Source organism: Rhodopirellula halodulae, assembly GCF_020966775.1.
In the GTDB taxonomy this organism is placed as follows: Bacteria; Planctomycetota; Planctomycetia; order Pirellulales; family Pirellulaceae; genus Rhodopirellula; species Rhodopirellula halodulae.
In genome coordinates this window covers 185,389-206,653 of sequence record NZ_JAJKFV010000007.1, presented here as the reverse complement: position 1 = coordinate 206,653, position 21,265 = coordinate 185,389, and the positions used below count along the sequence as shown (strand labels likewise).

10 protein-coding genes are annotated in these 21,265 nt (G+C 57.0%); 6 read left to right on the top strand and 4 right to left on the bottom strand.

Features of this window, described 5'->3' with window-relative positions; translation table 11 throughout:
- Positions 1-6: 6 nt before the first annotated feature.
- The 5 genes from LOC70_RS06185 to LOC70_RS06165 all read left to right on the top strand — a co-directional run bounded on the left by LOC70_RS06185 (position 7) and on the right by LOC70_RS06165 (position 6,248).
- Positions 7-1,833, top strand: coding sequence for an arylsulfatase (locus LOC70_RS06185; RefSeq protein WP_230252563.1), 1,827 nt, complete (start codon positions 7-9; stop codon positions 1,831-1,833).
- A 227-nt stretch (positions 1,834-2,060) separates the two neighbouring features.
- A complete protein-coding gene (locus LOC70_RS06180) occupies positions 2,061-3,698 on the top strand; it encodes an OprO/OprP family phosphate-selective porin (RefSeq protein WP_230252561.1) in 1,638 nt (545 codons plus the stop codon).
- A gap of 91 nt (positions 3,699-3,789) precedes the next feature.
- A complete protein-coding gene (locus LOC70_RS06175; protein WP_230252559.1) occupies positions 3,790-4,461 on the top strand; it encodes a hypothetical protein in 672 nt (223 codons plus the stop codon).
- Positions 4,462-5,568: 1,107 nt separating this feature from the next.
- Entirely contained in the window at positions 5,569-6,021 is a 453-nt protein-coding gene (locus LOC70_RS06170; protein WP_230252557.1) for a hypothetical protein, read from the top strand.
- Positions 6,018-6,248, top strand: coding sequence for a hypothetical protein (locus LOC70_RS06165; protein WP_230252555.1), 231 nt, complete (start codon positions 6,018-6,020; stop codon positions 6,246-6,248). The genes LOC70_RS06170 and LOC70_RS06165 overlap by 4 nt, the downstream gene beginning before the upstream one ends.
- A gap of 687 nt (positions 6,249-6,935) precedes the next feature.
- On the opposite strand, the gene LOC70_RS06160 is transcribed toward LOC70_RS06165, so the two are convergent.
- The 4 genes from LOC70_RS06160 to LOC70_RS06145 form a co-directional block, all read right to left on the bottom strand.
- Positions 6,936-10,178 carry an efflux RND transporter permease subunit gene (locus LOC70_RS06160; protein ID WP_230252554.1) on the bottom strand — a complete coding sequence of 1,081 codons (3,243 nt, stop codon included), beginning with the start codon at positions 10,176-10,178 and terminating at the stop codon, positions 6,936-6,938.
- 139 nt (positions 10,179-10,317) lie between these two features.
- On the bottom strand, positions 10,318-12,153 hold the full coding sequence (locus LOC70_RS06155) for an HlyD family secretion protein (protein WP_230252610.1): 1,836 nt from the start codon (positions 12,151-12,153) through the stop codon (positions 10,318-10,320).
- A 28-nt stretch (positions 12,154-12,181) separates the two neighbouring features.
- Entirely contained in the window at positions 12,182-12,967 is a 786-nt protein-coding gene (locus LOC70_RS06150; protein WP_230252553.1) for a DUF1956 domain-containing protein, read from the bottom strand.
- Positions 12,968-13,380: 413 nt separating this feature from the next.
- Positions 13,381-15,849 carry a S8 family peptidase gene (locus tag LOC70_RS06145; protein WP_230252552.1) on the bottom strand — a complete coding sequence of 823 codons (2,469 nt, stop codon included), beginning with the start codon at positions 15,847-15,849 and terminating at the stop codon, positions 13,381-13,383.
- Between the two features lie 501 nt (positions 15,850-16,350).
- On the opposite strand from LOC70_RS06145, the gene LOC70_RS06140 reads away from it, so the two are divergent.
- Complete coding sequence (locus LOC70_RS06140; RefSeq protein WP_230252551.1) at positions 16,351-20,922, top strand: Ig-like domain-containing protein; 4,572 nt, start codon at positions 16,351-16,353, stop codon at positions 20,920-20,922.
- Positions 20,923-21,265: the final 343 nt, after the last annotated feature.

Sequence of the window (21,265 nt, the reverse complement as noted above, 5' to 3'; positions counted from 1 at the left end):
CGTGCCATGTTGCGTTGGTTGATTTGCTTGACGTTGTTTGCCTCCGTCGGACTGAACCAAAGTCCATTTTCTGCGACCGGTCTTTCCGCCGCGGATCATCCCAACGTGGTGATCGTGATCACGGATGACCAAGGTTACGGTGACGTGGGATTCACCGGGAATCCGGTCGTCAAGACTCCGCACATTGACGCATTGGCCGCCGAGTCGACTTCTTTGTCGGATTACCATGTTGCGCCGACCTGCTCTCCAACGCGTTCCGCTTTTGTGACCGGTCACTGGACCAATCGCACCGGAGTTTGGCACACCATCAGCGGCCGTTCCATGCTTCGCGACAACGAAATCACGTTCGGTGAGATCTTCCGTGACGCGGGTTACGAAACGGGGATGTTCGGCAAATGGCACCTGGGCGACAACTATCCCTACCGCGCGGAAGACAATGGCTTCACCGAGGTCTATCGACATGGCGGGGGTGGCGTCGGTCAAACGCCTGACTTCTGGGACAACGCTTACTTTGACGGAAGCTACTTCCACAACGGGAAACCGGTGCGTGCCAATGGTTTCTGCACGGATGTCTTCTTTGAAAAAGGCAACGAATTCATCACGCGTTGTGCCAAGGCGGACCAACCTTTCCTCGCCTACATCGCCACCAACGCTCCGCACGGTCCACTGCATGCTCCGCAGAAGTACATCGACATGTACCCGGACATGAAAGACAACGTGGCCACCTTCTTTGGCATGATCACGAACATCGACGACAACGTCGGAAAGACACGAGCGTTGCTGAAGGAACTCGGCATCTACGAGAACACCATTTTCATTTTCACCACCGACAACGGGACGGCTGGCGGTGCGAACATCTTCAACGCGGAAATGCGTGGCAAGAAAGGCAGCCCCTACGAGGGCGGACACCGCGTGCCCTTCGTGTTCCATTACCCTCGCGGTGGATTCGCAACCGCCCGAACCAATGACACGCTGTGCCATGCGGTGGACGTAGTGCCAACTCTGATCGAACTCTGCGATGTGCCGGCTCCCGAAACGGTCAAATTTGACGGAACCTCGATCGTCTCGCTGTTGAAAGACCAACCCGCCGACTCATTCGAAAAACGTATGCTGATCACGGATTCGCAACGCGTCATCGATCCCATCAAATGGCGTCAGTCATCCGTCATGCAGAACAAGTGGCGTTTGATCAACGGGAAAGAGCTGTACAACATCGCGGATGATCCCGGTCAGTCGAACAACATTGCGAAAGAACATCCCGAACAAGTCGCCTCGATGCGAGAATTCTACGAAGCGTGGTGGGCCGAACTGGAACCGACGTTCTCGCAAACAACCGAAATGATCGTCGGACATCCCGATCACCCCGAGGTCACGTTCACGGCTCATGATTGGATCGGTCAAGCACCGCCATGGAACCAAGCAGCCATTCGAGCCGCAGCGGCTGTGTTCCCGAAAAAGGCCAGCAAAAAGAAGCTCAAACACAACGGCCACTGGGCGATCCAAGTCCACCGATCGGGGACTTACCAAGTTGAGTTGCGACGTTGGCCAGAAGAGTCCGGTACGGCCATCGGTGCCGCTCTTGAGCCAGGAAAAGATGTGCCTGGATCCTCCAGGGCCTACCGAACGACACCGGGTCGAGCGATCTCGGTTCAGGCCGCAGAAATTCGAGTGGACGGGCGAGCGGTTGCTTCCACCAAGGTCGAACCGGGTGACTCCGTTGTGACCATGCAAATCGAGCTCACCGAAGGCTCACACGAGCTTTCGCCGGTCTTTCAAATCCCCACCGGCGAAGTTGGGGCGTACTATTGCACACTTTCGACGATGGGCAACTGACCGAGTTCCGGTCGTGTCGGTTGTTCGGAATGTTCTCGATCTTTCGAATCCGGTTGTGCCGATTGATCCAGTTGATTCAGTAACAATTATTAAGAAATGTTAAGACTCGCGGCGCTGTCAATCATCGGCAGCACCGCGTTAAAGAGACGTTCGATACAGACTCCGTAAGGCGACGCCAACCTAGGGATTGGTTGGTGCTAAGAGTTTATTAACGGAGTCTCAAATCGATGGAATCCTCATCCATGCGGCGTCGCGTGAGCGCTGCCAGACGAACCCTCGCGGCGTTGGTTTGCTTGGCAACCAGTGGCGTGACAGCGGCCAACGCTCAAGACTGGTGGTCACCAGCGCCCAGCAATGGAAACGAATCCGTCTTGGTCGATCCGCAACCCGCGGGCGGCTTCAACAGCATGCTGTCAAGCGAATACAGTGCCGCACCAGTACGGCCTGTCGCTCAAGACGAAGATGGACTGAACCCCGGTCCTGAACCCGGCGTTGTCGACGCCGACTTGGAAGAATCCGAGGAACTCGACGACGACACGTTCGAAGACAAACTCAACGCCTTTGCCGAGCGTTTGGATTCGCTGGACGAAGGATTCGAAGGCTTGGAAGAAGCCCTCGACGAGGTCGATGCCAAAGCGAGCAACAAATCGTTGGTCGTCAGCGGGTCCAGCAAATCGACCATGAAGATCAGTGGTCGTGTGCACGTGGATGCCTGGGGATTTGACACCGACGACGATCCAGCCATGAATCAGTTCAGCGCTGGTCCAGACGACGAACTGAACCGCCTTGGCTTCCGACGTTTGCGTTTCGGCGTGTCGGGCAAAGTCAAAGACAACATGGTCTACAAGATCGAAATGGAATTTGCCAACGGCAACAATTCCGAATTCCGTGATGCCTACTTGGGATGGAGCGATCTGCCATTCCTGCAAAAAGTCTTGGTGGGTAACCAAAAGCGTCCATACGGCTTGGACCACCTGAACAGCTCACGTTACAACGTGTTCATCGAACGTCCGTTCGTGATCGAAGCGTTCAACGAAGACGCTCGTCGTTTGGGTGTGGCCTCGTACGGCGTTTCTGAGAACGAAGCTTGGAACTGGCGTTACGGTGTCTACAACCAACGCAACGTTCAAGACGAAGGCAACTACACCGGCGATCACTTGCAATTGCAACTCGCGGGGCGTTTGGCCAACACGATCTGGTACGACGAAACCAGCAACGGTCGTGGATACGCTCACTGGGCCATCTCCGGTACACACGCTGACGTCAGCACCGAAGACAACGCTGAATCGCGTTTCCGCACTCGTCCGGAAGCTCGCACCAGCGGCACCCGTTGGTTGGACACGGGACAGATCGACGGCACCGACTACTACAACTTGCTCGGATTGGAAGGCGTCGTGAACCTCGGTGCGTTGCAGATCGTTGGTGAATACCAAAGCAACTGGATCGAGCGTGACGGATTCGAAGACTTGCGTTTGGACGGTGGTTACGTCTACGCCAGTTACTTCCTAACCGGCGAACACATGCCTTGGGATCGTGGCTCGGGAACGCTCGGCCGCCCGGTTCCATTCGAGAACTTCTGGTTGGTGGATCGTTGCAACGGATGCCGCTCGGGCGGTTGGGGTGCATGGCAATTGGCAGCACGCTACTCCGTGGCTGACTTCAGCGATGGTGGCGATGCCCAGTTCTACGGCGGTGAAGCTCAGGCTTTCACGGCGGCCATGAACTGGTACTGGAACGCCAACGCTCGCATGCAGTTCAACTACATCACGGGTGAGATCGAAAACAGCACGGTCGGAAACCGCGGCGGAGCTCCCGTCGATGGCAACTACAACGTCTACGGTGCTCGCTTCATGATCGACTTCTGATCGATCCCGCGAACCCGTCCCCCAAGTTTCTGTGCGGGGCTGATCACAGCCCCGCACGCCAAACCGCACAGAACTGAAAAAGGAATTTCAAATGAACCGATCCATCCCATTCGGTCGCTTCGCTCTGCTGGGACTCGTTGCCCTCACCGCATCGGCATTGTTCTCCAGCACCGCCAGCGCTTTCGGCCCCGCATGTTGTTTCTGCCAAGCCGGCCGCTGCGTTGTCGAAGTCGAAAAAGAAGAAGTTGATGTCAAATGCTATGATGTGGAATGCGAAACCATCTGCATCCCGCCATTGCGTTTCCCATGGGAATGTGGCCCGTTGAAAAAGTGTGGCAAGGTCCGCACGATCAAGAAGCTGGTCACCGACAAAAAGAAGAAGACCGTCTGCACCTACGATTGGTCCGCCATCACCTGCTGCCCTGATTGCCGCAAACGTGCTTGTGGACTGTTCGGCGGCAAAGGCTCCTGCGGAACCGGATGCTGCGACACCGGTTGTGACGTTGGATGCGAAATCGGCGGTTGCGATGCGGGATGCTGTGCCAGCACTGAAGGTGCTCCCTTGCTGCCCCCCGCCTCGTTCGTCAACAACGGTGGCGAAGTCATCGAATTGGACCAAGCCGAAACCGTCGCCTTGGCATCGGCCATCAGCCGTGCCAAACCAGACGCTGAAGGTTGGGTCACTCTGGAGAACACCAACAACGCTTCTTTGCAAGCAGAAAACGACTTGATCGAAACCACGGTCGAAGTCATCGCTCGATAGCTCCAACGTCACCAACGTCTGGACCGTCAACCACCGGCACGAGTCATGCGTGCCGGTGGTTTTTTGTGCGCTGACCGCGGTCGTCAGGTGGGACCTGACCTACGGGTGCACCATGTTAGCGGATGGGCGCAAGCCCACCGGTGTCGACCGAAACGTGTCGCCCGCGATGTTTCGCAACAAAACATGTAGGCCGGATGAAGGAGCCTCTGCGACGCACATCCGGCAGGACGTCGCCCGCTCGAACGATTGCAACCGCCGGAACCGCGATGAAGCGACTTGTTCCGGACTACGCATGGAGGCGGAAAGGTAGCAGGGCCACAGCGAAAAGATCGTGCGTTAAGGTGCGCGGTCGTCAGGTGGAACCTGACCTACGGGAGCACCATGTTAGCGGCTGGGCGCAAGCCCACCGGTGTCGCCCAAAATGTGTCGTAACGAATGGCGTAGGCCGGATGAAGGAGGCTCTGAGACGCACATCCGGCCAGACACCACTCGCTCGAACCGTTGCAACTGCCGGAACCGCGCCGAAGCGGTTCGTTCCGGACGACGGATAAGAGTGGAAAGGTGGCAGGACCACAGCGGCAAGGTTGTGGCCGAAGGTGCGCGGTCGTCAGGCGAGGCCTGACCGACAGGTGCACCATGTTAGCGGATGGGCGCAAGCCCACCGGTGTCGCCCGCAATGTTTCGCAACAAAACATGTAGGCCGGATGAAGTAGCCTCTTCGACGCACATCCGGCAAGACACCACTCGCTCGAACCGTTGCAACTGCCGGAACCGCGCCGAAGCGGTTCGTTCCGGCCTACGAACATTGATTCAGAACCTCGCAGTTCAACCAAATCTCAACGGCAATCGAACAATGCGATATCATGATCGGGTTTGACCTTCATCCCGGCACGATCCAACAGAGCGAACGAGCGAGGACGTCCATGCTAATCAACCGCTGGATTTTCCGATCGACGACGAGGCTTGAAAGAATGGAGCAATTGAAGCTGAACGGACAGAAAATCACTTGGCTGCGGCTTTGCTTCTCCAATTGGCTGCATCCTGTGGAGAATGTCTCGGCTAGCAGATGGGTGCCGTCCGATCGGCTCACTCATTAGTGGTTCACCGATGCCAAAGCGAAAACAGTTTCGACTTCTTACCTTGTTCGCACTTACCACTTTGTTTGCGTTGGTGTTTGCATGCTGCATTCCTTTTCAACCCAAAATCCAGATCCACGCGCCCGTCGACCTCCAACGTTACCACGCGTACTACACACATGCGAAAGTCTATGACGTTTCGATCGTCAATGCGGGACGCTCCCCCGTTTGGCTTCCAAACAACTCGGATCCCTTCGCGTCTCCGATCATTGGAGGATTTGCTTGCGGCGTGAGAGACGACCAGGTCTATGTGTCCCCCGGCGAACGCGGCCTCGTGCGTGTCGCCCCAGGCAACGGATTGATTTACAAGGTTTGCATGGACGCGTCCGTCCCAAGCTTCAGTCTACGAGTGGAGGCACAGGATTGGCGAGGCCGGATCGAAAGCATTGAAAAACGCATTCACATCCGGGGCCATCAGCAGTGACCGCGGACACCAACGATCGAATCTCGAACGCCATCGCGGGAGCCCTTTTGGGTGGGCTTGCGGGCACGGGGATCGGATTCGGCTGTGCGCTGGCGATGCCCGGATGGGGTGTCATCACGTTTGCCTTCGGAGCCGTGTTGGGAATCATTTCGGGGACCACGCTGGGATTCTTGCTTGGTGAACGTTTTACGTCGTGGCTCCAAGACAACATGCGGCATTTTTGGTAGCGACCAAGTTGAATGCGTGAGATTCTGCATCCGCGTAGGTGGGAAGTGGAAAAGCGGCAGCGTTACAGCGTCAAGGTTGTGGCCGAAGGTGCGCGGTTGTCAGGCGAGGCCTGACCTACGGGATCACCATGTTAGCGGATGGGCGCAAGCCCACCGGTGTCGCCCGAAATGTGTCGCCCGAAATGTGTCGCCCGCGATGTTTCGCAACGAAACACGCAGGCCGGATGAAGGAGGCTCTGCGACGCACATCCGGCAAGACGTCGCTCGCTCGAACGATTGCACCGCCGGAACCGCGCCGAAGCGGCTTGTTCCGGATTACGGATAAGAGTGGAAAGGTGGAAGGGCCACAGCGAAAAAGTTGTGCGTGAAGGTGCGCGGTTGTCAGGCGAGGCCTGACCTACGGGTGCACCATGTTAGCGGCTGGGCGCAAGCCCACCGGTGTCGCCCGCAATGTGTCGCGACGAAAGGCGTAGGCCGGATGAAGGAGGCTTTGCGACGCACATCCGGCAAGACGTCACTCGCTCGAACAATTGCAATCGCCGGAACCGCGCCGAAGCGGCTTGTTCCGGCCTACGGTTAAGAGTGGAAAGGTGGCAGGACCACAGCGTCAGGGTTGCGGGCGAAGGTGCGCGGCCGTCAGGCGAGGCCTGACCTACGGAAAACGGACCGCGAACTGTCGAACAAGCTTCACTCCTCGACTTCGACGAAGGGGATGTTCAGCGACTGCAGCGTCAGCAAGTACAGCATGTAAAGCACCGGTATCAACAACAACACCAATGCTGTTGCGAGCATCAATCCGAATGCCAAACTGCTGGCCATGGGAATCAGCAATTGTGCCTGAAACGACTTCTCGGTCAGCAGCGGGATCAAGCCGGCAATCGTTGTCATGCTGGTCAACATGATCGGTCGGAAACGACGCCGGCCCGATTCCAACAAGGCTTGCACCGGTTCGTCACCAGCACGCACGCGTGAATTGATGAAATCGATCAGCACGATCGAGTCATTGACCACGACTCCAGCCAATGCCACCAATCCAAACATGCTGAACAACGTCAATGGCAGATTCAAAAATGCGTGTCCCCAGACGGCACCAATCATGCCGAACGGGATGATCGCCAGGATCAACAACGGTTGCATGTACGAACGAAACTGAAGCACTAACAGGACAAACATGCACAAGATGGCGACGGCGAATCCAACCATCAGACTGCCGACCGACTCGCGGCTTTGCTCTTGTTGTCCTTCCCAACGGATCGAAACATTCGGGAACTGCTGCATGAATTCATCCGATTGCTTTTGCAAGTCGGCAATGATTAAGTCCGCATTGGCAGTAGTCTCGTCCAGGTCAGCCGAGATGGTGATGCTTCGTTGTTGGTCGACTCGGTTGATCTCGGAAAACCCCCGCTCCAGTTCAATCTCAGCCAACTCATTGATGGGACGCTGCATTCCGTCGGCACCTCCCACTCGGATCTCGCGAAAATTCACGAGTGATGTCCGTTCCTCTGGCGGATATCGCACCATCAACTTCACTTCGTGACGCCCGCGTTGAAGACGCATGACTTCCGCGCCGAAGTAAGTGTTGCGAACGGTTTGCCCCAAATCCGTCGGCGTGACGCCGGTAGCGAGCGCTTTGTCTTTGACTCGGAATTGAAACTCCCATTTGCCGGGAGTGTTGTCGTCGCTGATGTCAAACACACCCGCGAACGTCGCCACCTTTTCTTTCATCACCTCGGTCGCTGCGAGCAATTCATCGACGTGTTCCCCCGACGCCAGCAATTTGAATTCAATCGGCGTGCCGGCTGGTCCCGTACCGATGCTGCCGTAGGTGATCTTCTCGACGCCAGCGATCTCGCCCACCTCCCGACGCCAACGAGCGATCAGTTGGTCGCTGTGAATGTCGCGAATTTCGGTGCCATGAAGTTCTGCAAAGATCTGGCCCGCGTTGCTGCCGCTGGATCCTTGCCCACCCATCGGTCCGGCGGTGTTCGTGATCGATCCAACCTCTCGATAGGCGAATCGGACGGGGCCCACATAGTCACCTTCCGGCGGCGGATAAAGGGACTCCAGTGGTTCCCGAGTTGCGGCGGCTCGTTCCAGTGCGATCTCGCGACTCACTTTTTGCAGAGCGCGTTCCATCCGCTGAGTCGCGGCTTCCGTGGCGGTCGATGGCGTTCCGTTGGGGAAGACCACCGAGGCTTGCAGATAGTTGTTGTCGGATTTCGGAAACAACACCGTCGTCACCACACCGCCACGAATCATTCCGATGGTGCCAATGAACAAGGCAAACGCGACCGCGATGGGCAGAACCGGGTTCCGCAAGCAAAAGTGCAGCGTCGGAACATAAATCTTCTCGGCGAACCATTCCATCGCGATGCTGGCTCGTGCGTTGCACCAAAACAACAGCAGCATGAACGGACGAAACGGGTAGGTAACGATCGTCGCCAAACGGAAGAACCCTGAATGACTGTGAGCCAAGTGGCACGGCAACACAAACGTGCTCTCCCACAAGGACACCAGCAACATGGCGATCACGGCGAACGGGATCACCGCCATGAATTTCCCCATCACGCCCGAAACGAAAAACATCGGAGCGAACGCGATGACCGTGGTCGTGATGGACGCAGCGACACTGGGCAAGACCTCGGTTGCCCCGTCGACCGCCGAATCATGCAGCGATTTGCCCATTTGCCGGTGTGCGTAGATGTTTTCCCCAATCACGATCGCATCATCGACGACGATTCCGAGCGCAATCAAAAACGAAAACAACGAAAGCATGTTGAGCGTTTGATCGCCCCAAGCCAACGCGGCCCCCGCACCCATGATCGATATCGGAATCCCGAGAGCGACCCAGAAAGCCAAACGCACTTCCAAGAACAACGCCAGCACCAAAAAGACCAACGCCAACCCTTGGATCCCGTTTCGTGAAAGCAGTGCCATCCGGTCTCGCACATCGACCGAGGTGTCTCCCCAGAGGACATATCGGTATCCGGGTGGCGGCTCCACGCTGGCGACATAACCGCGAACGTCATCCACGAGGTTCAGCAAGTCCTCCGACTTGGTCCGCTGGACGTTCACCACCATGGCAGGTTCGCCATTGATTTCCGCGATAGCGGTTACGTCCTCGAATTCATCGCGGACATTGCCCAAGTCACCGACGGTCAGCACGACTCCGTCCGGTCGCGTGATCAACGGAATTTGCTCGATTTCCGGACCGACGCGGCCTTTGTTTTTTGCTCGCAACAAAATTTCTTGCCCTGACGACTTCAACTGCCCGCCCGGGAGTTCAACGTTGTGGGCACGGATCTCGGCGGCCACGCGTTCCAAAGTCAGACCGTAGGAACGCAGTGTTGCCTCTGGGATCTCCACGTCGATTTGATAGTTTCGCGTTCCCATCAATTCCGCCACGGTCACGCTGGGAAGCATCAGCAGATCATCACGAACGGACTCGGCAACTTCACGCAATTTCAATTCGCCGCGGCGAGTTCGATCATCCGGCCCGATGATCCCCAACCGAATGGCGGTATCGCGAAAGGTGATTTGTTCGATCTCGGGGTCTTCTGCGAGATCAGGGAAACTCGGGATGCGATCCACCTCGCGATCGATTTCCGACATCACCTTTTGAACGTCTTTGATGTCACTGCGAAGTTCCGCCAGCACATAACCTCGACCTTCCATCGCGATGGACGTGACCTTCTTGATCCCATCGATCGACCGGATGGCTTCTTCGATCTTTTGACAAATGGCCTCTTCCGCATCTTGAGGTGTGGCTCCGGGATAAGGCACCGAAACCATCACCACTTCGAGTTCAAACTCGGGGAAGACCTCGCGACGCATCGCGACAAACGCTGCCGCACCCACGATCACCAACGCCAACATCACGACGTTCATGCCAGGTGCGTTTTCGATGGCCCAAGCGAGCACACGTTTCATCGAAGTAACTTTGTTTGGAAAGGAATTGAATGAGCGATTGGGTCCGGTGACAACGATGACGGACCGCTTCCGCGTGTCGCGGGATTTTGGTCACTTGAGAAAGCACGTCGCATCTCAACGTGTCTCACTCCAGTTGCGTTCAACGTTTGGTCAGCTTGGATTCCGCGGCCGCGGTTTCTTCAGCCGACTCCGATTCAGGCGACAAGCTTTTGGCCGGTGCGCGAACCGGGAACGTGTCCGATTCGATGCTTCCCAAAGGCGAGACCACCACGAAACTGTCACCGTGAATCGATTGATCGGGCACTTCGCAAATCCAGTGATCCGAAGTTCCGCCGAACGTTGACAGCAGATCAACCGGACGAACATCTTGGCGGATCACCAAGCGTCCCGCCGACCAAGCATTCGCGTCGAACACAAGCTCTGATTCGGAGGACTCTTCACCATCCTTGGCGATGGATTCGGCCGCCGGTTCCGCCTCGGGTTTCGCAGCCTCAGCCTCTTCGGTCTTTGCCGCAACCTTCTCGGACGCTTGGTCCAGAACCGTTTCGTCGGGAATGAATTCCCAAACACGATTGCCGGGCTTCAAGGCTTCCGCGGGCAGGATCACCAACGGCACGGCGGGATCCAGTTCCAATCGCAATCGCACGAACATGCCGCGAACCAAGGCGGTGGGCCCGGCCGCAACCATGTTTTGGACGGCCGGATCGGCTGCCGCGTCCGCCACATCGTTGCGGCGCACCTCAAACACTTGCGGCTGATCCACGACAACGCGTACCGGAACCGTACGAGTTTGTTCGTCCATGCCAATCCCGTCGTAGCCCAGCAGTTGACCGTCCCAGACATAAGAAACATCGTCGCGTCCGGACAGTTGATAGTGCACCTCAACACTGGTCGGCGGCAACTTGTAACCACGGTGTGCGCCGTTGGCTGGTGCATTCAAATCATCGATGGGCGACTCCAACTTCTTTTGGTTCAGCACCCAATAAAGCTGGTCCATGCGCAAGGAGGTCGCGACTTCGACTTTGGACGTGTCTTCCATCGTCACCACGGGGTTTCCGCGAGCGACAAACGTATTCAGCTCAGCTTGTTCACTGACAACCACGCCATCGATGGGAGCCCGTATCTCGGTGCGTTGCAGGTCAATCTTGGCCTGTTTTAGCTGAGTCGCGGCCAGCTGCTCGGCCAGTTCCAATCGCGAACGGCGGGTTCTCAGCAAATCGATTTGGTTTTGATACGTGACTTTTTGTTGCTCGGCTTGCAACACCGCTCGCCGAGCCGTGTCGAGTTCCTTCCGAGCGGCGAAGTCTTCTGGCAACTTCTCCAATCGCTTCACTTCGCGACTTTGCAGTTCGATGTCGGCGTCAGCGATCTCGAGCAAACGTTTTGAGTTGATCAACTCTTGGTCGACTTCGCGAATTTGCTCGTACTCGGACTGTTGGCTTTGCTCCAAACGTTGCACCGCCAATTCATAATCCGTCGGGTCGATCCGCATCAGCACGGTTCCCGCGGTCACGTACTGGCCAGCTTCGCATTGGTCGGATTTCTCGATGATTCGCCCGGCGACTTCCGTTGCCAAGATGACTTCGCGAAAGGGCACCACGGTGCCATCGGAGTTCAAGTGCAACCGCTCGCCGCTGTCGGCCAAAGACTGAATGGGCACGACCTCCACGGCGGGCAAGGCTTGCAAACGTCCGGCTCGTGATTGATCCGCGGGAGGACGCGTGGACGGTTGGATCGAGCCCAACGCGGCGACCAATCCACCAGCACCAGCCAGCAAGGCAATCGGCATTCCGATGTTGAACAGCAACCACGAAGTCAGATTCGAGGATCGCACTAACTTGATCGAGTCGTTGTCAGCAGGAGCACTCGTCACGTCGTTGCCGTGTTTGTAAGGAGAAGCGATCGGCCCTTCCATTTCCGGCGGAGTCCCATCGGACACGCCATGTGCCTGAACAGCAGGTTCGTCTTCTGTCATGGTATTTTCGGTCATGATGTTCAGCGATTCAGTTGGATTGACAAGCGACGTCTTCCGCCGGTGGGAAAGTCGATGATTCGAGAAGGAGATGTTGCTGGATCACGTTTTGGTCTTGGCAAGCGGCCAAGGTCGTCGCCGTGATCATGCGACACAACGCATCCGAGCCGTAATGCTTTTGAAGTAACTCGGGGGCGATCAAATGATTCAGCACCGGGCGGCCAATCCGGTAGTGCAAACACTGGCCAACGACCCCCAAAGCCAACTGGGGCACCAGTGCGTCAGTCTGCCAGGACGAATTGGCATCCAAAGGCGGAAGCAGCGTCCCAATGGTTTGACAAAGCGCGTCGTAAAGCGGTTTGAAATAGTCGCGGACCAAGCCGTCGATCGCGGATGTGGGATGTTGCATCTCACGCATCATCAACATTGATTCCCATCCGGTTTCGTCCGATGCCAACATCCGTGATAGCAACGTTCGAACCAGCAATTCCAAATCGCGCTGAGCCGTGCCCTGCCCCAGAACCGGCAAAGGAAACGCTCGTTCGCGACGCTCGCGGATGGATCGAATGACGGCGGTGTACAAGCCCTTTTTGTCGCCGAAGTAATAGCTCACCGAAGCCACATTCACATCCGCGATGTTCGCGATTTCGCGAACGGTGGCGCGATCGAACCCTCGCTGGGCAAACACCGGTCCCGCGGCGTTCAACAAACGTTGGGCCGGTTCGGGCAGGCCTGATTCGACGGAGCCTGATTCAACAGAGCCAGAAACGGTCTCACGTGAATCGGTCGTGTCAGCATCCGGTTGTGAGCGAGACAAGCTGGTGGACTCAAAGAAAAGGAGAACGGTTTCAAATCGAAACGCCACTTCATCGCAGCATGATCCAAACATACGTTTTAAACAAGCGTTTAAACCAAGCGACTTTGAGTACCAAATTGTCACACCGTCTCGACAGAACACTGCAAATCGCAGGCAAAGACGCCAGCGACCGCCCCAGCGACGCTCCCAGCTCCCGCAACAACACCCAAGGGCCATCCCTCTGCCATACCAACTCCCAACCCACGTAGGTCCGGTTCCACCGGACTGCCCGTGTAGGCCCGGTTCCACCGGGCGAAGTATGAGTCCATGTAGGTCCGGTTCCACCGGACAGAAGCCAACGCAACTCTAAAAACAACGATTTGAAGCAGGAAGCGACCCTCAGCGGCTGACCTCACCGAGCATGAAATGAACTGCTAGTCTTCCAACGTTTCAAACATCCGCCGCAGAGCGTCGCGGTGGGCCTCTTCATCGAACGGTCTCACCGCCGATGTTGGGAGGCCGCTGGTTGAGGATGGGTTCGCGGTCAACGAGGAAGTTTCAGCAAGAGATTGCGTTTCGAATCGCTCGAATGTTTCGCTGTGCTCAAACCCTCGAGCAATGCGACTGGTACCATCCGCGCCGATCCACTGGGTCAGCGAATCGGTCGTGTGCCAAGTTCCGCCGGCCTGCGTCACATAGATTCGAACGGTGTCTTCGCCGCCCGCCGAGGCTTTGGCAGAAACATCTTCAAATCCAATCGCCGTCGCGCGGTAGCCGCTGCTGCTGATCGTTGCTTGCGATTGCGAGATGGACATGACGTCATTGGCTTCGGAATCACCTAGGTCAGCCGAGTCATGCCCACCGGCTTCGGCGTAGGCGTAGACTCTTTCGAAACCAAACACGGCTTGCGTTTGCACTTCGTTTCGCAACGAGCTGAATTGTGGACGAATGACCAACCGATCGTCGTACTCCGTGTCATTCAAGTGCGCGGAATCTTCGCCTCCGGCAGTCGCATGAGCAAACAACTTCGGCACATTGTCGACGCGGAACTCAAACCCAACACCGGTCATGCGTGCGGTCTGATTGGAAGCGGTCAACACATCGTTGCCGGTGCTGTCATAAAGCGTCGCGTGGTCCAAGCCGCCTCCGCCGACAAACGAAACGTTTTCAAACCCGCGAATTTCGATTTCGCCGCCTAAAAAGCTCAGCCGGCTCAAACCATCGGCGTTGTTGGGTGGTCGCAACAGCAGGCTTTCCGCCTCCGCCGAACCCAAGATGCGAAGCACATCCCCACCGGTACCACCGTCCAAGAGAAACGGGGCGGTCGTGTCCAGGCTGTGTGTCCCGGTCGCATCCGTAAGCAACGCATTGCCGCTGATCGAACCATCGGATTCCAGCCGCATCTGACGAAGATCCAACACGATTTCGTCGCTTCCGGTGGTTCCGTCGAATCGATCAATCGTGGTGGGCTGCGAAGGTTCCGGAGTTGGGTTTGGTGCTGGCTCGGGCGTTGGTTCCGGCGTGGGTGCGGGTTCAGGCGTCGGTGTTGGTTCAGGTTCGTTCACCGCAAAGGCCAACGCGGCGTCCAGATTCAATGTTTTGTATTGAACTCCGGTCACTGGGTCCGTGTGAACGTCTGCTGTTTCGTTCATTCGGGCCAAGATGGAATCGACCGTCGGTGTCATTCCAGATTCCAGCATGGCTTGCCGGATCAACGCGGAGGCCCCGGCCACTTGTGGGCTGGACATGCTGGTTCCACTCAACAGCGCATAATCGTTCGCGAAGCCATCTGCGCCATAAACATGTTCGGGCACCGAGCTTCGAATCGCTTGCCCGCCAGTCGTCAAAATGCCGTCTTCGCGTTGTGAGAAATCGCTGAGGTTCTGATTCGAATCGACAGACCCCACGCCGACGACATACTGACTGGATGCGGGATACATCAACGCGTCGGCCGTATCGTGATCCATCGTGGCGAATGAATTTCCCGCCGCGGCAAACACCATCACGTTGCTTTCGTAAAGCGTTTGCAATTCGTCTTCGAGCATTGCCATCGCGTCAAATCGATTAGCATCTGTCAATTCAGTTCCCAAAGACAGATTGACCGTCGTGATGGGGTTTTCGAACGTGTCTTGGTTTTCGATCACCCACTGCAACGCCGATTCGATCCACTGCAGATTTCCGTTACCCGCGTCATCGAAAACGCGCAGTCCCACCAGGTCAGCCCCTGGTGCCAAACCTTGAAAGGTCGCTCCGGAATCGAGGTATCCATCGCCCGCGACCAAGCCGGCGACGTGCGAACCGTGGTATCCGGCGGGTGCATCGTCGTAGGGATCGGAATCGTTCTCTGCAAAGTCGTACCCACCAACCACGCGGTAACCGGGCCCGTAGCCTCCCCCCAAAGCGATGTGATCGTAGGCAATTCCGCTATCGATCACGGCGATGGTTTGACCGCTGCCATCCCAAGGCGAACTGCCGCCAGCCCCCAACTCACCGGATTCTCTCAGGTTCTGAGCTTGTTCCCACAACGATCCCGAAGTTGACTGCTCCACCCAAGCATCAAAATTCCAACCCGCGGGGGTGGGGAACGAAGCGTTCTCAATTTCAATCGGTTGGGGCGGGTTGGCGGGGGCGAGTGGCCCCATTCCCAGTGCATCTATTCCGTGATCAGCAACCGGTGAGGAATCAGCGTCGCTGCTGGCAGGTGCAATCGAGCCTGAACCGGACGTCGGAATATCGGCCGAACAGGCCTGCATCGGATCCGCCCAATCTGCCAACCAAGCCCCCATCAAGGAAGCGGATAGTGCCAAACGCTGCTCGCAAGGCTGGATCGTTGGCTCGGCGATCTCCAGCGAGTCCACGTGCGGCTCGGCGGTCTCGGTTTCGGGTGATTGGGAGTGGGTCATCAGAGGTGATGGATCACGCGGCGTGAAAAAGTTTTTGAAAGCTAGGTCACGGAAAACGTGCACCGCCCCGATTCAGCGGGCAATCGCGTGAAAACCGGGGGGCGTGGAATGAAAACGAGCGGGTTGAGCCGAACCATCCCGACTTTCATCAAAAAAGCGACGGCGGGATGTCGTCAATTTTTCATTTTTTCATCAGCCAAATCGGAACTTATTGCCGGAATAATCCGTCCAACCGCGACCAACCCATCGTTTTTGTTTCCTTGCACCAACCAAAGATTGATAAAGGCGGTGGTCTAGGTAAGATGCACCTGCTTTTCAAATTTTCGCACCCGCCCAAAGTTTTTGGATTACGCTGGCGGTCCCGACCGTGAGAGCGGTCTTCGGGAGCTCGTTACGACTTTGCGCGGAACACCGGATTGCCTGTCGACATTGGGGCGTTTCGGTCGTCGCGGAGACCCATACATCGACCCAGCCCAACCATTCGAATTGCCGAGAAAACAGATGAAGAATCTGCGTCAACTGCTTCGCAGCGTGAGCCCGTCGTCATCACGAAAGCGAAGCGAAGACCGGTCCCGTGCGAACCGCTTGACCAAGCGTCGACTGCTCAGCGAATCGCTGGAAAGTCGTCAATTGCTGGCAGGTGACGTTCCATCGGCCATGGACGCAGCTCCCGAGGGCGAACCCGAAATCGCCGTGGCACACAACTACTGGCGTGCCTACGACGTTGACAACAACAAATACATCACCGCGCTTGACGCCCTGATGGTGATCAATCACCTCAACCAACACGGTGAGGGAGAAGCTCTGGACGGCACGGAGGAATTCGCTGGTTTTGTCGATGTGACTGGCGATAACCGCGTGACCGCCCTGGATGCTCTCAGCGTCATCAACGCTCTGAACCGTGGTGAGGGCGAAGCGGACATGCCATTGGTCGAGTTCGTCTTGGCCGCTCGCAACTTGGACGACTCGCTGGTCGACAACACCGCTGGTGCGACGGATGTTTTGCCGACTTCGAACGAGCAACTGACCTACAACGTCGACGTCAACGAAGTCTTCAAGCTGGAAGTTGGTGTCCAGGATCTTCGTGGTTTCAGTGCCACTGGCGTTTTCCGTGCGGTCACGGACATCGTGATGGACCAGACGGACGTGTTGGAACCAGCCGTCGGTGAGATCCAACAGATCACGTTTGACAACACCGTTCTGAATTCTCCAATCAGCGGCAACATCACGTTCTCGTTTGCCGACAATCCAACGGTGACGGAAACTCGCTCGTTCGCCGATTTCATTGGAAGCACGAGTTCGCTTGATACCGCCGAAGACAATCTGGCTCAGATCATCGCGGACCTGAGCCCGTTGGTGGATTCGGCAGCGGACGTCACTGTCAACGGCAGCATCGATGGTTCCTCGGGCGGACCCAGCGGTGGTGGATCGTTCTTGTTGGACATCCTTTACAGCGGTGACGACCTGATCAACGTGGATGTGCCGCAGTTGCAGGTCACCTTGGAAATTGGCGGCAACGTCCAACCCGTCACCATCTCCCAAACGAACGTTCAAAATGGCGATGGTTCTTTCAACGCAGCTCCAATTTTGCGTGCCCTCGAGCTGAACACTCGCAACGCGGGCAACGCTCAGATCTACGGTAAGAACCGAGTCTTTGGCTCCTTCGCCCAAGACGCCACCATCGGCACTGACACGGTTGACCTGTTCAACGAAATCGGTGCTCTCGGTCCAACGAATGACTTGACCGAAGAACTTTCCGACTTCAACTCGAGCATTGCCTACGACGTTTTCAGTATTCCCGTCCGGGCGGTTGCACCGACGACCAACTTGATGGTTTCGCTGGATCCGCCGGATGAGGGCGACGGTGTTCTGATCTACGGCACCCAGGTTGGCGAAGAGAACGTTCCCAGCAACATGATTCAGCTGGACAACGATTCGCGATTCATTCTGAATGTCACTGGTTCCGCCAGCGGCATCACGGCAGCCAACAGCACCCTGAACGCCACCGAGGACGCGGGTGCGGTTTCGATCGACTTGGCCACGCTCAACTCGGGCAACCCAGGTGGCACGACCTACGCGACGGTTTCTGAAGTGGAAACCAAGGGCGTGTTCGAGCTCAGCGGCACGACGTTGACCTACACACCTGCCGCGGATGAATTTGGAACAGGCGATCAATTCGTCTACACCGCTTCGGACGGAACAGACACCGTCACCGGAACGATCTCGGTCGATATCGCCGCGGTCAACGACGCTCCGATCGCGGTGAACGACACCGCGACCGTCGAACAAGGTGAAACGATCTCGATCGACGCATTGGACAACGACTCGGCCGGACCACTCGAAGACAACTCTGTCTTGGTTCTGCAAGAGCCATCTTCGGTGCTGACAACCGCCAACGGCGGCAGTGCCATCATTTCCAATGGCGAGATCAGCTACACCGCTCCCGCTGGTTTCTCGGGCAGCGATTCGTTCTCCTACACGATTTCAGACGGTCAGTTGACGGCGATGGCGACCGTGAATGTGACGGTCACGAACAGCCAAACGGGCATCAACGCGGCTGACAAAGCGATCACCATCGATGAGGACAACGGTGGCGGTGTCACCAGCGAAGCTGAGGTCGCAGATCTCAGCGACGATAACTTGATCAGCATCAACACGGGAAGCAGCACTGTCACCTTGGACAACGCAGTCCTGACTTCCGGCAGTGGTTCCGTTCGCTTCGCTGGCGATGAGATATTCTACACGCCAGCACAAGATTTCTTCGGCACGGCGACCATCACTTACACCGCCAGCAACGACATTGGCAGTGACACGGGCGTGATTACCGTCACCGTCACGCCGGACAACACCGACCTGACCGCGAACGATGACGACTATCAAGTCGCCGAGGGTGCAACCGTCACCCTGGACGTTTTGGACAACGACGCGGACGGCCCCGGTGAAAGCGGAACGCTGACGATCACCTCAGTCACGCAACCAACTCGTGGCACGGCCACCATCGTTACCGTCGATGGCCGCACTCAAATCAGTTACACATCGACGGGCGTCGCCTCCGACGGTGATGACTCGTTCACCTACACCATCAGTGATGGCCAGGGTGGAACGGACACCGCGGTCGTCAACATCGACATTCAAGACGTCTTGGACGCTCCGATCGCGGCCAACGATTCGGAAACCATCGACGAAGATTCGGGAACGCTGACCATCAACCTGAACGACTTGGTCACGCTGGAATCAGGTGACTCGGTCGTGTTCACGAAGATCAGTGGCACAGACGCCGCCGGAACGTCCAGCATCTCTGCTGGCGGCACCTTGACTTACACTCCCAACGCGAATGCGAACGGGACTGAAACCATCGTCTACCGTGCGACCAGCACTCAAGGCGACCAATTGTTCGACGAAGGCACCATCACGATCAACGTGACGCCTGTCAACGATGCTCCGACCGCCACGAACCGCAGCGTGACGGTTCTGGAAGACAACAGCATCGACATCGACTTGAACAGCAACGTAGCTGACATCGACAGCACCGGACTGGTCATCTCGGTCGCATCCAACCCAGGCAACGGGTCGGCTGTTTCGCTGGGCAACGGCATCATCCGATATACCCCGGACGCCGACTACAACGGTCCCGATTCGTTCACCTATCAAGTGACCGATGGATCGTTGACTGCGACCGCAACGGTCAATATCACCGTCACCGACGTGATCTCACCCCCAGTCGCCAACAACGGTTCGCTTTCGGCGACCGAAGACGGCGGTGCGGTAACCTTGGATCTGTCGACACTCGTGAATTTGGACAGCGGCGATACGGGAACGGTCACCATCACGACCAATCCTGCGAATGGTTCGGCTTCCGTCAGTGGCACAGTGGGCGACTTGACCAATGCGACGTTGACCTACACTCCGAATGCTGACTTCTTCGGAAGCGACTCATTGGTCTACACCGTGACCAATTCGCTCGGTGCGACCGACACGGGAACGATCAGCATCTCGGTTGCCGGTGTCAACGATGATCCAGTCGCCAACGACGACACCGCGGAAACATCTCGCAACCGTTCGGTCACCATCGACGTGCTCGCGAATGATTCGCTTGGACCAGCCAACGAGAATCAAACCGCAACCGTCACCGTTCCAACGCAACCTGCCAACGGCACCGTGACGGTCAACGCGGACAACCAATTGGTGTTCACCCCCGCCACCGACTTCGTTGGCACCACGACGATCACCTATCAACTCAGCGATGGTGTCTCGACCGATACGGCGACCGTCGACGTCACGGTGAACGACTTCGTCTCATCGGTCATCAGTGGCCAACTCTTCGTTGACCAAATCACCAACATCCGTGACGTCATCGACAACGGTGCCGATCCGGTTCGCAACGGCGTTCGTGACTCGGGCGAAGCCGCCTTGGGTGGCGTTGCCGTTCGACTGGTCTCTTCCGCCAGCGAAAACTTGCTGGGCGAAGACATTGACATCACGGTTGTGACCAACTTGGACGGTGAATACACCTTCGAGGACGTTGCTCCCGGTACCTACCGCGTTATCTACAACTTGCCCAGTGGTGCGGTCGCCGCAGGTGAAGCCGTCGACGGCGTCATTCCTGTTGTGATCGGATCCGAAGGCGGTGCTTCACCGGTTGGTAACTTTGCCTTTGCAACTTTGGGTGAAGCGGGCCAAGGCAACAGCTCGATTCTTTCGACCAACACCAACGGCAGCAGCGAATTGCCCGACGGTGTGGAGTACGGCGAGGGCGGCTTCATCACGCTCGATAGCAGTGGAGCCCAGATGATGTTCCTCGCTGGAACCGGATTCGAAGGGGTCGAATACGCTGAACTGGCGATGAACCGCAACAACGACGCGGCTCTGTTGACCATCATCGAAGAAGACGGCGATGTGTTGACCGCTCAAGTTGACGGCGAGCATCTGCGAGTGAACTCGACCGGCACATCAGTCCAACTGTTGGGCGGAGTCGACGATTTCGACTTCGATGCCAGCCTGGAAGACTTGATCGAAGACGAGTACCCAACCTTCCGTGACGCGATCGATCAAATTCTCGGCCAAGACGACTGATTGGCCAACACGACTGATTGACCAAGACAAGCGATCAATTCGTTCACCACTGAAAACACGCCACCCCACCGGGTTCTCTCGGTGGGGTTCTTCATTGGATTTCTGAACGCGGTTTCTCATGACCGTTCGAGCCGACGGTTTGGTCACTTCGAACATCGTGTGCGCTGGCAAAGGGAAGCTGCGTGCCCGTTTGCAACGACTGTTCGGCCTCCGCAACATCTCGGACGAAATCACCACGACCGTACACCGTGTTGAACACCGATTCGGATCTTCCAATCGGTACGACCTGCACAGTCAACCTGACCCGCGACCTTTCCGAACTTGAATCAAATTCCCTGAGCGG

Bases quoted from the DNA above. Each gene is read 5' to 3' on its own strand.
- LOC70_RS06185 (WP_230252563.1), top strand. From the start codon at position 7: ATGTTGCGTTGGTTGATTTGCTTGACGTTGTTTGCCTCCGTCGGACTG.
- LOC70_RS06180 (WP_230252561.1), top strand. From the start codon at position 2,061: ATGGAATCCTCATCCATGCGGCGTCGCGTGAGCGCTGCCAGACGAACC.
- LOC70_RS06175 (WP_230252559.1), top strand. From the start codon at position 3,790: ATGAACCGATCCATCCCATTCGGTCGCTTCGCTCTGCTGGGACTCGTT.
- LOC70_RS06170 (WP_230252557.1), top strand. From the start codon at position 5,569: ATGCCAAAGCGAAAACAGTTTCGACTTCTTACCTTGTTCGCACTTACC.
- LOC70_RS06160 (WP_230252554.1), bottom strand. From the start codon at position 10,178: ATGAAACGTGTGCTCGCTTGGGCCATCGAAAACGCACCTGGCATGAAC.
- LOC70_RS06155 (WP_230252610.1), bottom strand. From the start codon at position 12,153: ATGACAGAAGACGAACCTGCTGTTCAGGCACATGGCGTGTCCGATGGG.
- LOC70_RS06145 (WP_230252552.1), bottom strand. From the start codon at position 15,849: ATGACCCACTCCCAATCACCCGAAACCGAGACCGCCGAGCCGCACGTG.
- LOC70_RS06140 (WP_230252551.1), top strand. From the start codon at position 16,351: ATGAAGAATCTGCGTCAACTGCTTCGCAGCGTGAGCCCGTCGTCATCA.